The organism is Streptomyces sp. NPDC050997, from assembly GCF_040660135.1.
GTDB lineage: Bacteria > Actinomycetota > Actinomycetes > Streptomycetales > Streptomycetaceae > Streptomyces.
In genome coordinates this window covers 116,443-131,973 of record NZ_JBFAGK010000024.1, presented here as the reverse complement: position 1 = coordinate 131,973, position 15,531 = coordinate 116,443, and the positions used below count along the sequence as shown (strand labels likewise).

Here is a 15,531-nt window from a genome sequence, read left to right as displayed (position 1 = left end):
CACCCCCAACCCCCCCCGGGCTGGGGGGGGGTCCCCTGCTTCGCCGCTTTTGGGTTTGTACCTGCAAGTGCGGGTGGGGTTGGGGGTGACGGCCGCCCCCCCCCCGGCGCCACGGCCGGGCAGCTCTCGCCCGAACCCGACAGCTCACCTCGCAGGCGCCGGAGAGGAACGTCCCCATGTCCGCAGGTCAGCTCCGTCACTCCAGAACCGCCCGCCTCACCCGCAAGCTCGCTGTCGCGGGCACCGGACTCGCCGTACTGGCGCTCCCGATCATGGGCGCGACCACCGCGTCGGCGGCGACCCCGACCGTGGTCACCGCCTCCTCGCTGGGGTACGCCAACAACCTCGACGGTTGGATCCGGGCGTCGCTCCATGTCATGGGGCAACACGCGATTCCGGGTACGTACTACGGCATCTACCGCAACGTCATCCGGGAGTCCTCGGGCAACCCGTACGCCATCAACCTCTGGGACTCCAACGCCGCCGCGGGCACCCCGTCCAAGGGCCTGCTCCAGACCATCGACCCGACCTTCCAGGCGTACCACGTGGCCGGTACCTCGTGGAACCCGTACGACCCGGTCGCGAACATCACCGCCGCCTGCAACTACGCGGCCGCGCGGTACGGCTCGATCGACAACGTGTGGGGCGCGTACTAAGCCCTCTCAGGAGGTCCGGGCGACCCCGGCCGCTTCGGGGGCCGGGGTCGCCCAGGCCGCTCAGGCCTCCGGGAAGAGTCTTTCGAGGACGACGGCGATGCCGTCGTCCTCGTTCGACAGGGTGATCTCGTCGGCCACGGCCTTGAGTTCGGGGTGGGCGTTGGCCATGGCGATGCCGTGGGCGGCCCAGTCGAACATCGGGATGTCGTTGGGCATGTCACCGAAGGCGACGGTCCGGTCCGGGCCGAGGCCCAGATGATCCGCGGCCAGCGCGAGGCCCGTCGCCTTGGTGATGCCGCATGGCTGGAGTTCGACGGTCCCCGGCCCGGACATGGTGACCGTGGCGAGGGAACCGACCACCGAGCGGGCCGTCGCCGCCAACTCGTCGTCGGACAAGTCGGGATGGCGCAGCAGCACCTTGCTGATGGGCTCGCACCACAGGTCGTCGCGCCGTCCCACGCGTACCGCGGGCAGCGTCGGGTGGGGCATGAGGTAGCCCGGCTCGATGAGCGTGAGTCCGTCGACGCCGTCCTGGTCGACGGCGGCGTACACCTGGCCCACCTCGGCCTCGATCTTGCCGAGCGCGGTCTCGGCCAACTCCCGGTCCAGGGTGACCGACCACAGCAGACGGCCCGCGCCGGCGTCGTACACCTGCGCGCCCTGCCCGCACACCGCGAGCCCCCCGCCGCCCAGGATGTCCAGGAGGGGACGCACTCTGGGCGCCGGCCGGCCGGTGACGACGAGGTGCCGGGCGCCGGCCGCCGCCACCCGCGCGAGCGCGGCGAGCGACCGGTCGGAGAGCGTGTCGTCGCCTCGCAGCAGCGTTCCGTCCAGGTCGGTGGCGATCAGTGAATATGCGGTAGGTGCGGCCATGATCAGAGAATACGGATGGAACGCCCCGCCGACTCGACGCGAACCGGACGGCTGCAGCCTTCACATGGGTTGACGGCTGCTCCGGTTGCGAACGTCCGTTCCGGTCACCACGGTGGTCGCGGTCACGCGGAGTCGCGCACCACCAGTTCCGTCGGCACGATCACCCCGGCCGTGTCCTCGCCGGCGATCTGGGCGAGGAGCATGCGGACCATCTCGGCGCTGATGCGGTCGTAGGGCTGACGCATGGTGGTGAGGGCCGGGGTGACGGCGGTGGCCGCGGCCGAGTCGTCGAAGCCGCCGACAGCGATGTCATCGGGGATCGAACGCCCGGACTGCTGAAGGGTGTTGACGACTCCCTGGGCCATGAGGTCGGAGGCGACGAACACCGCGTCCATGTCGGGGGCCTGGGCGAGCAGTCGGCGTGCCGCCTCCTCGCCGCCGGTGCGGCGGTAGTCGCCCTCCACGACCAGCGCCGCGTCGTAGGGCAGCCCCGCCTCGACGAGCACATCGCGGTAGCCGGCCAGGCGTTCGGTGCCGCCCGGGGTGTCCAACGGCCCGGTGATCATGCCGATGCGGCGGCGGCCGCCCTCGATCAGGTGGCGGACCATCTCCGCCGCGCCGTCACGGTCGGCGGCCGCCACATAGCTGACCTTGGAACCGAGGCCCAGCGGCTTGCCGCAGGCCACCAACGGGATGCCCGCGTCGCGCAGTTCGGCCGCCACCGGGTCCCCGCTGTGGCTGGAGACCAGCAGGACCCCGTCGACGTGGCCCGAGGTGATGTAGCGGGTCAGGCGGCGCCGGTCGTCGTCGGTCGCCGCGAGCATCAGCAGCAGCGGGATGTCGTGCCGGGCGAGGTGCTCGGTGCAGCCGCGCAGCAGCACATTGAAGTTGGGGTCCTCGAAGAACTTCTCCTGCGGCTCGGTGAGCAGGAACGCCACCGAGTCCGACCGGCCCGTACTGAGGCTGCGGGCATGCCGGTTGACCACGTACCCGGTCTTCCTGATGGCGGCCTCCACGGCCCGGCGGGCGGCCGGCGAGACGTAGTGGCCGCCGTTCAGGAAGCGGGAGACGGTGCCCCGCGACACGCCCGCCTCGCGCGCCACGTCGTGGATGGTGGGCGGTCTGCGGCGGCCGTTGGCGCTGGTGGTCATGTTCCTCGTTCGGGGCCGTGGGTTTCGGGAAGCCGGGTGCTCAGGACTTGATCGAGCCGCTCAGCAGGTCCAGGGACCAGAACCGCTGGATCACCAGGAACAGCGCGATCAGCGGGAGGATCGCCAGCAGACATCCGGTGATGACCAGGGTGTACAGCGCGGGTTGCGAGGCGCCCTGGGCGAGCAGCGTGTAGAGCCCGAGGGTGATCGGGAACTTGGTGTCGTCGGCCAGCATCACGAACGGCAGCAGGAAGTTGTTCCAGATGGCGACGAACTGGAAGAGGAACACCGTGATCAGGCCCGGCATCATCATCGGTACGGCGATCCGCGAGAAGATCCGCCACTCACTGGCGCCGTCCATGCGGGCGGCCTCCATGAGTTCGGTGGGCACCGAGGCGGCCGCGTAGATGCGGACCAGGTAGACGCCGTACGGAGAGAGGATCGACGGCAGCAGCATCGACCAGTACGAGTCGGCCAGGCCCGTCTTCGACAGCAACAGGTACTGGGGAACGGCCAGCACGACGCTCGGCACCAGGACACCGGCCAGGATCATCTTGAAGATGGCCTCCCGCCCGCGGAAGGAGTACCGGCCGAGCGCGTAGCCGCCGGCCGCGGAGACAGCGGCGGACAACAGTGCGCCGACGCCCGCGTAGAAGGCGGAGTTGGCCATCCACTGCCAGTAGATGCCGTCCCGGTACGCCGTCAGGTCACCCAGGTTGTCGAGGAACCCGGTGCCGGGCGCGAAGCTGAAGGTGGAGAAGAGCTCCGACCGGTTCTTCGTCGCCGCGATGACCACCCAGGCGATCGGGACCAGGCAGTACAGCGTGCCGAGGATCAGCACGAGGGTGGGGACCCAGGCGGTGCGCCGCGCGCGGCCGGCCTTGCCGGTGGCGTCGGCGGTGAGCGTGAGGGGGGTCATGCCCGGTCCTCCCCGGTGTAGCGGTCGGAGATACGCAGCAGGGTGAAGGAGAGGACGAACGTGGCGATGGCCAGGACGACCGTGGTGGCGGCGGCGCCGTAGATGTCGGACTTCAGGAAGGCGCTGTCGTAGATGGCCATCAGCGGGCTCCACGTGCTCTGCAGGTTGTTCGTGAGCGGCTTCAGGGCCATGGGCTCGGTGAAGACCTGGAGGGTGGCGATCACCGAGAAGAAGAAGGTGAGCACCAGCGAGGGCATCACGATCGGGATCTTGATCTTCAGGGCGATGTGCAGGTCGGAAGCCCCGTCGATCCTGGCCGCCTCGTAGATGTCCGGTGGGATCGCCCGCAGTGCGGTGTAGATGACGATCATGTTGAAGCCGGTGCCGCCCCACACCGCGATGTTCGCGAAGGACAGATAGAGGTTGCCGCCGTCGAACAGGTCGGGCTGCGGCAGGCCGAACTTGTCCAGCAGGTAGTAGAAGGGGCTGACGTCCGGAAGGTAGAGGAAGCCCCACATGAGGGCGGCGATGATGCCGGGCACCCCGTACGGCAGGAAGATCATCAGCCGTGCGAGGGGCGCGCTGCGCGCTTTCGGGGTGTCGAGCATCAGCGCGAACAGCAGGGCGAGGCCGAGCATGGTCGGGATGACGATCAGGCCGTAGCCGAAGGCGCGCAGCACGCTGTGGCCGAACTCGGAGTCCTGGAACACGTCGGTGTAGTTGCCGAGGCCGTTCCAGACCTGTTCGCGGGCGCCCTTGCCGAGTCCGATGCCCTTGACCTTGACCTTGTGGAGGCTCAGCCAGATCGCGTACCCGATGGGGATGACGGTGAAGGCGGCGAACAGGGACAGCGTGGGCACCAGGAACCAGTACGGTGCGCTGTGGCCACGGCGGCGGGGGCGGCTGGGGCGGACGGACGGGGCGGTGCCGGTGCCGTCCGCCAAGGGCCCGGCCGCGATGCGGTCGGAGCCCTTGAGCGGAGCGCTGGTCATGCCTCGGCCACCTCGAAGCCCTGCTTCTTCATGTCGTCGAAGGTCTTCGTCTGCATGGTTCCGAGGGCGGAGAGGAACTGCGTCTCCTTCTTCGCCTTGGTGGCCTTGCCGAAGTCGTCCTGGAAGGCGGTGTAGGTGGTCTGGACGTTCGGCCCCCAGGCGGAGGCGGCCGTGGTCGCGGCGATCTCGGCGGCCGTGGTGTAGAAGTCCTTCTGGTTCGAGAAGAACTCGGGCGTCGTCAGGACGTCGCCGGACTGGCCCTTCGTGGCCGCCGGGTAGATGGCGACCTCCTTGACCAGGGCGGCCAGCGCCTCCGGATCCGTGTTGATCCAGCGGGCGAACTTCGCGGCTGCCTCGGCGTGCTTGGAGTCGGTGGAGACGCCGGTGGAGGAGCCGCCCCAGCTGCCGGTGACGTTCTCGCCGGACTTCCACTGCGGCAGCGGGGCCATGCGCCACTTGCCCTTGGTCTCGGGGGCTGAGGAGACCAGCACACCGGGCGCCCACACGGCGGAGACCCAGGCGAGGTGGGTGCCCTTGTTCAGGGCTTGGTTCCAGGGCGGGGTGTACATCGGCTGGTTGTCGATGACGCCCTCCTGCACCAGGCCGCCCCAGAACTCGGCGACCTTCTTGGTGGCGGCGTCGTCGATGCCGACGGTCCACTTGCCGCTGCCGTCGACCGTCCACCACTTGCCGCCGGCCTGCTGGGCGAGGCCCGCGAACAGGCCCGGGTCGTTGGAGGAGAAGGTGGTCAGGTAGGCGTCCGGGACCGCCTTCTTGGCGGCGCGCGCGGTCTCGGCGAACTCGGTCCAGGTCTTCGGCACGGACAGGCCGTGCTTCTTGAACAGGTCCTCGCGGTAGTAGAACATCAGCGGCCCGGAGTCCTGCGGGATCGCGTAGACCGCGTCGGTGCCGAGGGTGACCATGCCCCACAGTCCCTCGGAGAACTCGGACTTGGTGTCGCCGGCGTACTTGGAGATGTCGGCCAGAACGTCGTTGGAGACCAGGGTCGGAAGCGACTGGTACTCGACCTGGATCAGGTCGGGCGCGTTGCCGGCCTTCTTCGCGGTGATCAGCTTGGAGAGGATCTCGCCGCCGCTCGCCTGCTTGGACACGGTGACCGTGATGTCCGGGTTCTTCTTGTTCCAGATCGCGGCGACCTTCTCCATGTTGGGCGCCCACGCCCAGTAGGTCAGCTTGACCGGCCCGCCGCTCTCGCCGGAGTCGTCGTCGGAACCGCCGCAGGCGGCGAGGGTGCTGGTGAGGCCGAGGGCTGCGGCCCCGGCGAGGATGCTTCGCCTGCTGATCTGGCGGCTGTGGATCGACATCTTCATCTCCCCTGACTTGAACCAGCCGACCTCGTCAACGTCCCGCGTACGCGGCAACCGCCGTGGGGGGAGGTTCTGCGGACGTGACCGAGGGGCTGTGCGCGAGGGCCGCGCGGCTCTGTGATCGTGCACAGTAGAGAATTGTTTCGGCCCCTTGTCAATGGAGGGTGCCTGGGGTTACCTACTTGTTGCTCGCGGATGGCGAGCGCGATCAGTACTGTGCACGATCACAGAAACATGCCTTTTTGAAGCGTCTCGTTCGCCCTCTCGTACTTCCTCTCGTGCTTCCTCTCGTTCTTCCTCATCAAGGTTTGTTCTTCCTCTGTGACGTTCACCGTGAAGGGACCCTGACATGCGCAGACGCAGTGTTCTGACCGCTGCCGGAGCCGCGGCACTGGCCGTTCCCGTGCTGGGCGCGGCTCCCGCCGTCGCCGTCGCCGGCACCGGGACCGCCGGCCACCGCGGCCGCCTGGCGATCCGCGGTGTGGACATCTCCTCGCTGCCGAAGAACGAGGACAAGGGTGCCGTCTACCGGCGTGCCGACGGCCGCCGCCAGGACCCGGTCCGCATCCTCGCCGAGGCGGGCGTCACCCATGCCCGGCTGAAGGTGTGGGTCAACCCGGCCGACGGCTACAACAACAAGGCGCACATACTCCCGTTGGCCCGGCGCCTGAAGCGGGCCGGCATCGGCATCTGGGTCGACTTCCACTACTCCGACACCTGGGCCGACCCGGCGCACCAGAGCAAGCCGGCCGCCTGGAACGACCTGGACGTGCCGGGCCTGACCCGGGCGGTGTACGACCACACCGCCGACGTCCTCGGCGCGCTGCGGCGGCAGGGCACCCCGGCCGACCTGGTGCAGGTCGGCAACGAGCTGAACGGCGGGATGCTCTGGCCCGAGGGCGACTGGGAGCACTGGGACAACCTCGCCGCGTTCCTGAAGGCCGGGCTGCGCGCGGCCCGCGACACCACGCCGCGCGTCCGAACGATCCTGCATCTGGCCAACGGCGGCGACAACGGGCTGTACCGCTGGTGGTTCGACAACGCGGTGTCCTACGGCGTCGAGTTCGACATCATCGGGCTCTCCTACTACCCGTTCTGGCACGGGCCGGTGGAGCAGGCCGCCGCCAACATGGCCGACATCACGGCCCGTTACGGCAAGCCGTGCGTGATCGCCGAGACCGCTTACCCGTTCACGCTGAAGAGCGAGGACGACGTCAACGACATCATGAACGACCCCTCGCAGCTGACCGAGGGCTTCCCCGCCACGCCCGAGGGCCAGGCGGCCTGGCTGCGCGCGGTGGCCGACCTCGCGGCGGCGGTGCCGGGCGGCCAGGGCCTTGGCTACTGCTACTGGGAAGGCCTGTGGACCTACCGCGCCGGCAGCGGCTGGGACCCGACGGACCCGGCATCCGGCAACGCCTGGGAGAACCTCGCCCTGTTCGACTTCGAGAACCGGGCACTGCCGGGGCTGCGGACGCTGGGGCGGTATCGGGGGTAGGCCGTTGGCGGGCGGGCGGGCGGGGCGGTTCCTGGCAGGCAGTGGCGGTGGCGGTGGCAGGTCCCCGCGGGCCCCTACCCGTGGGCGGCGGCCAGGTGTCTCACCAGCCTCGGCGACGCGAACTCCGTTCCGCACACGAACCGCATCAGCGGCCCGTACGACGCCGCCGACGGCAGGCCGGTGAAGTACAGGCCCGGGACGGACGACACGTATCCCGCGCCCAGCTTCGGCGCGCCGCGGCTCACCGTGAGCCGGGTGCGCAGTTCGTGGCCGAGGAAGTCCATCGCGGCGAGGTCGACGCGGTATCCGGTGGCCGCGATGACGTGGTCGGCCGCCAGCCGTTCCCTGCGGCCGGTGAGGCCGAGGGCGGTCAGCGTCGGGTGACCGTCGGCGGTGTCCGCGCTCAGCACCCGGTCCACCTCGCTGACCCGCACCGTGCCCTCGAAGCGTTCGCGCAGCCACCACGCGCCCAGCGGACCCAGGACCCGGCGGACCAGGTAGTGGCGGGCCTGGGCCGGGAGGTGGCGGTAGGGGTGCGGATAGTAGCTGAGCGCCCACAGGGACCAGGCGCGGCCGAACGGCGACTCGGGACGCAGCCTCGGCTGCCGCCAGGGCGGCGCCCCGAACGCGACACTGCCGCGCCCGCGCGCCACCACCCGCACCCGCGCGCCCGCCTCCGCCGCCAGCGCCGCCGTCTCCAGCGCGGACTGGCCGGCGCCGACGACTATCAGCTCCTGGTCGGCGTAGCGGGTGAGGTCGTGGTGCTGGGAGCTGTGGGAGAGCGCCCCCGTGGGGGTGGGTCCGTCCGGCGCGGCCGCGGCCAGCTCCGGGGGCAGATGGGCGAGGCCCGACAGACCGGTCGCGACGACGACCGCCCGCGCGGTGAACAACTCGCCCGAGTCCAGCTTCAGTTCGAAGCCCCCACCGCCGGTGGTCCGCCGGTCCACGGACACCACCCGTTCCCGCTCCAGCTCGGGCACCAGCTTCTGCTGGAACCACTCGCCGTACGCGATGAAGGTCTCGACGGGAATGATGTCCTCGTCCGTCACGAGCCGCCGGATGCCCGCCGCGTCGCAGTAGTCGACCAGGGTGTGGCCGCGCTGCGGGGCGTCGATGGTGGAGGCGACCGGGGTCGACTTCAGGAGCATCCCGGCGGGCATGTGGTCGCGCCAGCTGACCATGAGGTCGCCGAAGACTCGGACAGGGATGCCGCGCGCCCGCAGATGCGCGGCGGTCGACAGGCCGAACGGCCCGGCACCGATGACTGCTACCGGTTGGATCACGAAGTCCCTCCCCAGGACGTCACTTCGTCACTTCGTCAGTTCGTCGCTTCGTCGCTTCGCGGCCTGTTCGGGCAGCCTCTTCCTACGCCGGCTGACCGCCCGAACGGGCACTGCCGCCACGGCGGTTGCCGCGCCACAGCTGATAGAGGTGCTTCGTGCCCGGTCGCACGAAGCGCGCGAGCATCGTGAGGAACGGCAGCGGGTCGTCACCCGCGAGCCAGGCCAGCTCCGTCCCGCTCGCCCGCGCCGGTGCGTGCGGCGTCGTGTAGCCGCTGCGGCGGTAGGCGAGCAGGGCGGGCAGGTCGATGTTCTCCACGATGTACCGGTGGCCGGCGCGCTGTTCCCCCTCCGGAACGGTGCGCCCGGTCAGATCCAGATGCATGGCACGCACCACGTCCACCCCCGACTCGCTCTCGAAGAGCCGGAACTGGGCGCCCATGCGCGGGTTGAAGTCGAGGAGTTTGTACTGTCCGTCGCGCCGGTCGAAGCGCAGGTCGAGGTCGATGATTCCGGTGAAGCCGATCTGTTTGATGAAACGCGCGGCGAGATCCGCGAGTTCCGGATTGTCGACGACGTACGCGTGCGCCGTCATGCCCGCGTGCGGCGGCCAGGAGCGGACCTTGACCCCCGTGAACAGGGCCAGCGGGACCGAGTCCCGGTCGAAGTACGCGTGCACGATCCAGTCCTCCGCCTGCTCCCTCGGCAGGTACTCCTGGAGGATCACCCCGGGGTGCTCGCCCCAGTCCCGGGCCAGAGTGAGAAGCCCCACGCGGGTGGTGATGCGGGTGGTGCCGCGCACGGCCGGGCGCTCCCGCCGTACGAACGCCTCGCGGTTCTTGGCCACCACCGGGAAGCGGGCCTTCTCCGCGAAGTCGACGACCTCGTCGTACGACTGCGGGAAGGCCGCCGACGGGCTCGGTACCCCGTGTTCCACGCACAGTTCGTGCAACCCCTGTTTGCTGGCAAGGCGGCGCGGCAGAACGGGATCGACGCACGGGAAGAGGAAGTGGTCGCCAAGTTCGCCCTGGTGTTCGGCGATCAGGACCGCGGCCTCCTCGTCGGTGGGGATCAGCACGGCGGGCCGGCCGATCCGCCGCCCGATCCGCAGCAGCCCCTCCACCAGACGGCCCGGGTCCTCCGTCCCCGTCGTCGGCCACACGAACGCGCGCTCCAGGTAACGGGACGCGGCCGCGGGCGTGTAACGGTCCTCGGTGATCGCGTACATCGGGACGCCCAGGCGGCCCAGACTCCGGATGGCGCCGACACCGCCGTGGTGCAACGGATAACCGCCGAACTTCACGATCAGACCCGGCACTTCACGGGCGGCTGAAAACGGCACACTGCTGGTGCTCCTGGCCACGGGTCCCCCCACGTGTCCCCCCTACGGACCGGACCCACCCCGCCCGTGTCCCCCAAAGGACGCTAAGCCGGAATTGCCACCTCCGACAAGGAAATTTCGGACATTGCAAACTCTTTAGACACTGCCCAGGGCACGCAACTCAGCCGTAACGTGTGGCTCAACCACATGGACCGCACGGTTTGCACGAGAGTGAGGCAGCACCCCATGCCCCCCTTCGATCTCCCCGCAGGTGACCCCTTCGGCCCGCACAACCTTCCGTACGGCGTGTTCTCGCTCCCCGGCTCGACAGACCGGACCGTAGGCATCCGGTTGGGGGACCAGGTACTCGACGCGGGCGCCGCGGCGGCCACCCTGGGCTCCCCCTACGTATCCCTGCTGGCCCGGCCCACTTTGGGGCCGCTCCTCGCCGCGGGCCGCACGGCGTGGTCGGACGTGCGGCGCGCGCTGACGGCATGGGTGACGGTCCCGTCCCACCAGGAGGCGATCGCGGGACTCTTCCGCCCGCTGTCCGACGTCACCCTGCATCTCCCCTTCGAGGTCGCGGACTACGTCGACTTCTACGCCTCCGAGAACCACGCCCGGAACGTCGGACAGATCTTCCGCCCGGACGCCGCCGACTCCCTCACCCCCAACTGGAAGCACCTGCCGATCGGTTACCACGGCCGCGCCGGCACGGTGGTGGTCTCGGGCACGGACGTCGTACGGCCCTCGGGCCAGCGCAAGGCCCCCGCCGACCCGGCACCCGTCTTCGGGCCGTCCGTCCGACTGGACATCGAGGCCGAGGTCGGCTTCGTGGTCGGGGCGCCGTCCAAGCCGGGCCGGCCGGTGGCACTGGCCGACTTCCGCGAGCACGTCTTCGGGCTGTGCCTGCTCAACGACTGGTCGGCGCGGGACATCCAGGCGTGGGAGTACGTCCCCCTCGGCCCGTTCCTCGGCAAGTCCTTCGCCACGTCGGTGTCCGCGTGGATCACCCCACTGGACGCGCTGGAGGAGGCGCGGGTGACACCGCCGGAGCGCACCCACACGCCGCTGGAGTACCTGGACGACTCCGAGGACGAGCCCGGCGGTTACGACCTGCGCATCTCGGTCTCCGTCAACGGCCACGTGGTGTCGGAGCCCCCCTTCTCCACCATGTACTGGACCGCCGCCCAGCAGTTGGCCCACATGACCGTCAACGGCGCCTGGCTGCGCACGGGCGACCTGTACGGCTCGGGAACGGTGAGCGGACCTTCCGAGCGCGAACGGGGTTCACTGCTGGAGCTCACCTGGAACGGCCGTGACGCCCTCGAACTCCCCGACGGCAAGCGGACGTTCCTGGAGGACGGCGACGTGGTGACCCTGTCGGCGTGGGCGCCCGGGCCGGACGGGGTGCGGGTGGGGTTGGGGGAGGTGAGCGGGAGGGTTGTACCAAGCGCTTGACACAAGCGGCTGGGCGCGGGCTCGACGGCGTCGGGCGCGCTGAGCACGACCTGCGACGGAACGGCGGGGACCGTCGCCAACCGAGCCCTGTGCCTGAGCCCTGTGGCCGCCGGCAGTGTTGTCGCTGGTCTCGGTGGCCTGATCGCCGTACACGATCGTCTCGCCCCGGGCGACCCGCCCGAACAGGGTCGGGCGGGGCACCGGTTCGGTGGAGCGGGGTGCTGGTTCGGTGGGCCGGGGTGCTGGTTCGGTACCCGCTCGGTGGACCGTCAACAGTTCCAACCCCCTGACTCCCGCGCCGCACGCCGTCATACTGACGGTGGGCGCCACGCACGGTTCGAGACACCGCACCCGCCGCCCGCACAGCCGCACGCAGCTCCACAGCCCGACCCGTAGCCGCCTTTCTTCCGACCAGGATCCGGAGCCCGTGGCATGACTTTCTGCCTGCTCCTGCTCAGCGCCGTCGCCCTGGCGGCCGCCGTGCCGGTCCCGCGCGCGCTGACCCGGGCCGCGTGGCCCGAACGGGACCCGGTGGTCGGCCTGTGGGTGTGGCAGTGCCTGGTCGCCACGGTCCTGCTGTGCTGTCTGACCGCCCTGGTCCTCGGCGCCGCCGCCGTCTTCCACACGGTCCGCGACCACGTCTTCGCCCCGGCACCGCCCGCCGTGACCGCGGCATACGACCTCTCCGCGGCCCCGGCGTGGGCCGTCGCTCTCACAGTGCTGCTGGGCTGCGGGGCTGCCTGGACGACCGCGATGCTGACCCGGGAGCTCGTCGAGGCCCGCCGCCGCCGCGGCCGGGCCCACGCCCACCTGCGCGAGCGCGCCCCCGACCTGCCTGCGGGGCTGCCCGAGGCGCGCGGCCCGCTGCTGGTGCTGGAGGACGAGTACCCGGACGCCTGGTGGATGCCGGGCAACCCGTCCCAGCTGATCGTCACGACCGGCGCCCTGCACCGGCTCACCGACCACCAGCTCGACGCCGTCCTCACCCACGAACGCGGCCACGCCCGGGCCCGCCACGACTGGCTGCTCCACCTCTCCACCGCGCTGGCCACCGGCTTCCCCCAGGTTCCGCTGTTCTCCCACTTCTGCGACCAGACCCACCGCCTGGTCGAACTCGCCGCCGACGACACGGCCTCCCGCCGCTGCGGCCACCTCACGACGGCGTTGGCCCTGATCGAGCTCAACCAGCACCGCGGCGTCCTCTCCTGCGCCTCCACCCACCGTCTCCTCGGCGAGCGAGTGGACCGCCTCCTCGAACCCCAGCCCCGCCTGGGCCCCAGGCACCGGCTGCTGACGACGGCGGTCGCGGGCCTGGTGCCCCTGCTCCCTCTTCTGATCACCTTCGCCCCGGGCCTTACGGCACTGTCGTAGACCTCCCCCGCACCACCCTCCCCGGCCCGCTTCGCCACCGCCTGGTGGCAGATCTTCCCGCACCGCGCCAGAACATCCCAGGTCAGCGGCTACACCGGCAGCACCCATTGGTGGCGCAACACTCCCGCAACACTGCTTTCCCTACCGTCTCGCTATGGTTCAAAACATGCCAGCCTCCGACCGCGTCCGAGAGCACGCCGGCCAGGGCGCGACCACCGTCGCCGCCCACCGCGCGCGGCGTCGGCTGCGCGCGGACCAGGCCCGCCAACTGGCCGACCTGCTGCGCCGCCAGCTCCTCACGGTCGGATTCCCGGACGGCACCCTCCCCCACGAGTCCACCCTCGCCGCCGACTACCGCGCCTCCCGCAACACGGTCCGCCAGGCCCTGGACCTGCTCCGTGCGGAAGGCCTGGTCGAACGCCTCCCCGGCGTCGGCACCGTGGTCGTCGCCCAGAAGTACCCGCACGGCCTCGACCATCTGATGGGTCTCGCGGAAACCCTCCGCGAGCACGGCCGCGTCACCAACGAGGTGCGCACGATGGGTCCGGCCCCGGCCCCCACCCCCGTCGCCGACCGCCTCCAGGTCCCACCCGGCACGGACGTTCTCTACATCGAACGCCTGCGCCGCCTGAACGGCCTCCCCCTCTCCCTCGACCTCACCTACATCCCGCTCGACATCGGCACCGCCCTGCTCGGCGCCGACCTGGAGAACACCGACGTCTTCCGCCTTCTGGAAGCCATCACCGGGCAGCGTCTCGGCCACGCCGAGATCACCCTGGAGGCGGTGAACGCGGACACCCACTCCGCCGCCGTACTCGAAGCCCCACGCGGCGCGGCCGTCCTGATGCTGGAACGCCTCACGCACCTCGCCGACGGCCGCCCGGTCGACCTGGAGTTCATCCGCTTCCGCGGCGACCGCATCACGATGAGCGGCCTTCTGCACCGGTCGTTATGACCACACGCCGGTCGCCGTACCGGCCGCTGTACCGGTCCTGCGCCGGTCCCTGTAACCCGTAACCATCACCCTTGCTCGCGCACCTCCCTGGAGACAGCCATGCCCTTGGTGCCCCAGCGGGCCGACGTGCCCGTGACCATCGACGAGTCGAAGTGCATCGACGGCTGCACGCTCTGTGTGGACATGTGCCCGCTGGACTCCCTCGCCATCGACGAAAGCAACGGCAAGGCCTACATGCACGTCGACGAGTGCTGGTACTGCGGTCCCTGCGCGGCCCGCTGTCCCACCGGAGCCGTCACGGTCAACATGCCCTATCTGCTCCGGTGAGAGGCCCCGATCTCCGATGAATCACCAACGCACCGCAGTCGCCACAGCCGCCGTCGCCCTGCTCCTCCCCCTCAGCGCCTGCGGCGGTGACGCGTCGGCCGGTGACAGCTCCACGGTCACCGTCACCGTCGGCTACCAGTCCAAGACGATCAACACCGTCACCGCCGGCACCCTCCTGCGCTCCCTCGGCTACTTCGAGAAGGAGCTCAACGCCCTCCACGACGGCCACACCTACAGGGTCGACTGGCAGGACTACGCCACCGGCGCCCCCATCACCGCCCAGATGACCGCCGGGAAGATCGACATCGGCTCGATGGGCGACTTCCCGCTCCTCATCAACGCGGCCCGCGGCAAGCAGCTCAACAAGCCCACCCGTCTGGTCTCCGTCACCGGCTACAACCTCCGCGGCGGCCTCAACACGATCGTCACCTCCCCCGGCTCCAAGCTGACCTCCCTCACCGACCTCCGCGGCAAGAAGGTGTCCACGAGCATCGGCTCGGCCGCCGACGGCACCCTCGTCCGCGCACTGCAACGCGCCGGCATCGACGCCGACAAGGACATCGAGAAGCTCAACCAGCAGCCCGCGGTGGGCGCTTCCTCCCTCACCGCCGGCAGCGCCGACGCGCTCTCGCAGTTCGTCGCCTGGCCCGGCCTGCTCGCCTTCCAGGGCAAGGCGAAGGCCCTGTACGACGGCGCCCAGCTGAACCTCCCCACCTTCCACGGCGTCACCGCCCGCGAGGACTTCGCCAAGGAGCGGCCCACCGTCCTGGAGACCTTCCTGAAGGCCCAGGCGGAGGCGACCGACTACCTCGACGAACACCCCGTGACCGCCGCCGAGAAGGTCGCCAAGGCCACCAGCCTGCCCGCCGAGGTCGTCTACCTCTACAACGGCGCCCACGGCATCTCCACCTTCGACCCGGCGATCAAGCCCCAGCTCGTCTCCGCGCTGAAGGACGACGTGTCGGTGCTGAAGTCGGCGAAGCTGACCGGTGACGTGGACGTGGACGCCTTCGTCGACGACCACTACGTCAAGAAGGCCCTCGGCCCGGACTACGCGAAGCGGCTCTCCACCGCGCCCGCCCCGGCCGCGAGCGAGGTCTGGCCCAAGGGCGCCGAAGAGACCCGTAGCTTCAAGACGCCCGCCGAGCTGCTGAGTTACGTCGCCCAGCACAAGTCCGACATCCGCGCCTCCTACGTCCCCGACGCCACCACCGGCACCCTCTGGTTCGCCGACAAGGCGGTCTGGGTGGCCGACGGCGACCAGCTCCTCCCCTTCGTCGCCCCGGCGACCGCCCGGACCTACTTCGCCGAGCACGGCGGCGCCCGCGTCATCACGTACGCCGACGCGCTGGGGCGGGCCTCGTGACCCGGGACGCGCGGCAGACGGACCCTGACACGC

At 70.4% G+C, this 15,531-nt stretch carries 14 protein-coding genes; 7 read left to right on the top strand and 7 right to left on the bottom strand.

Translation table 11 applies throughout. The annotated features are described in order from the left end of the window. Positions 1-176 precede the first annotated feature (176 nt). On the top strand, positions 177-656 hold the full coding sequence (locus AB0H86_RS37455) for a transglycosylase SLT domain-containing protein (RefSeq protein WP_362449379.1): 480 nt from the start codon (positions 177-179) through the stop codon (positions 654-656). 60 nt (positions 657-716) lie between these two features. On the opposite strand, the gene AB0H86_RS37450 is transcribed toward AB0H86_RS37455, so the two are convergent. The 5 genes from AB0H86_RS37450 to AB0H86_RS37430 form a co-directional block, all read right to left on the bottom strand. Further along, positions 717-1,529 (bottom strand): HAD family hydrolase, encoded by an 813-nt coding sequence (locus tag AB0H86_RS37450; RefSeq protein ID WP_362449377.1) that lies wholly within the window; start codon positions 1,527-1,529, stop codon positions 717-719. Between the two features lie 122 nt (positions 1,530-1,651). After that, positions 1,652-2,680 carry a LacI family DNA-binding transcriptional regulator gene (locus AB0H86_RS37445; RefSeq protein WP_362449375.1) on the bottom strand — a complete coding sequence of 343 codons (1,029 nt, stop codon included), beginning with the start codon at positions 2,678-2,680 and terminating at the stop codon, positions 1,652-1,654. Between the two features lie 40 nt (positions 2,681-2,720). Further along, positions 2,721-3,599 (bottom strand): carbohydrate ABC transporter permease, encoded by an 879-nt coding sequence (locus tag AB0H86_RS37440; RefSeq protein ID WP_362449374.1) that lies wholly within the window; start codon positions 3,597-3,599, stop codon positions 2,721-2,723. Next, positions 3,596-4,591, bottom strand: coding sequence for a sugar ABC transporter permease (locus AB0H86_RS37435; protein WP_362449372.1), 996 nt, complete (start codon positions 4,589-4,591; stop codon positions 3,596-3,598). Before AB0H86_RS37435 ends, AB0H86_RS37440 begins: the two co-directional genes overlap by 4 nt. After that, on the bottom strand, positions 4,588-5,922 hold the full coding sequence (locus tag AB0H86_RS37430; protein ID WP_362449370.1) for an extracellular solute-binding protein: 1,335 nt from the start codon (positions 5,920-5,922) through the stop codon (positions 4,588-4,590). Before AB0H86_RS37430 ends, AB0H86_RS37435 begins: the two co-directional genes overlap by 4 nt. Before the next feature lie 346 nt (positions 5,923-6,268). On the opposite strand from AB0H86_RS37430, the gene AB0H86_RS37425 reads away from it, so the two are divergent. Further along, the gene (locus AB0H86_RS37425; protein ID WP_362449368.1) at positions 6,269-7,417 is read left to right on the top strand and encodes an arabinogalactan endo-1,4-beta-galactosidase; all 1,149 of its coding nucleotides are present in this window, start codon (positions 6,269-6,271) and stop codon (positions 7,415-7,417) included. Positions 7,418-7,491: 74 nt separating this feature from the next. Here the strand turns inward: AB0H86_RS37425 and AB0H86_RS37420 are convergent, their stop codons facing one another. Further along, the gene (locus tag AB0H86_RS37420) at positions 7,492-8,700 is read right to left on the bottom strand and encodes an FAD-dependent oxidoreductase (RefSeq protein WP_362449366.1); all 1,209 of its coding nucleotides are present in this window, start codon (positions 8,698-8,700) and stop codon (positions 7,492-7,494) included. 82 nt (positions 8,701-8,782) lie between these two features. Then, entirely contained in the window at positions 8,783-10,039 is a 1,257-nt protein-coding gene (locus AB0H86_RS37415; protein ID WP_362449364.1) for an ATP-grasp domain-containing protein, read from the bottom strand. A gap of 225 nt (positions 10,040-10,264) precedes the next feature. Here AB0H86_RS37415 and fahA point away from each other — a divergent pair, with 225 nt between their 5' ends. The 5 genes from fahA to AB0H86_RS37390 all read left to right on the top strand — a co-directional run bounded on the left by fahA (position 10,265) and on the right by AB0H86_RS37390 (position 15,498). Next, complete coding sequence (gene fahA, locus AB0H86_RS37410) at positions 10,265-11,479, top strand: fumarylacetoacetase (RefSeq protein WP_362449363.1); 1,215 nt, start codon at positions 10,265-10,267, stop codon at positions 11,477-11,479. Between the two features lie 432 nt (positions 11,480-11,911). Beyond that, positions 11,912-12,850: a M56 family metallopeptidase gene (locus AB0H86_RS37405; protein ID WP_362449361.1), complete on the top strand. Its 939-nt coding sequence runs from the start codon at positions 11,912-11,914 to the stop codon at positions 12,848-12,850. Positions 12,851-13,016: 166 nt separating this feature from the next. Further along, positions 13,017-13,805, top strand: coding sequence for a GntR family transcriptional regulator (locus tag AB0H86_RS37400; RefSeq protein ID WP_362449359.1), 789 nt, complete (start codon positions 13,017-13,019; stop codon positions 13,803-13,805). A 99-nt stretch (positions 13,806-13,904) separates the two neighbouring features. Continuing rightward, entirely contained in the window at positions 13,905-14,132 is a 228-nt protein-coding gene (locus AB0H86_RS37395) for a ferredoxin family protein (protein ID WP_030790138.1), read from the top strand. A 16-nt stretch (positions 14,133-14,148) separates the two neighbouring features. Next, the gene (locus AB0H86_RS37390; RefSeq protein ID WP_362449357.1) at positions 14,149-15,498 is read left to right on the top strand and encodes an ABC transporter substrate-binding protein; all 1,350 of its coding nucleotides are present in this window, start codon (positions 14,149-14,151) and stop codon (positions 15,496-15,498) included. Positions 15,499-15,531: the final 33 nt, after the last annotated feature.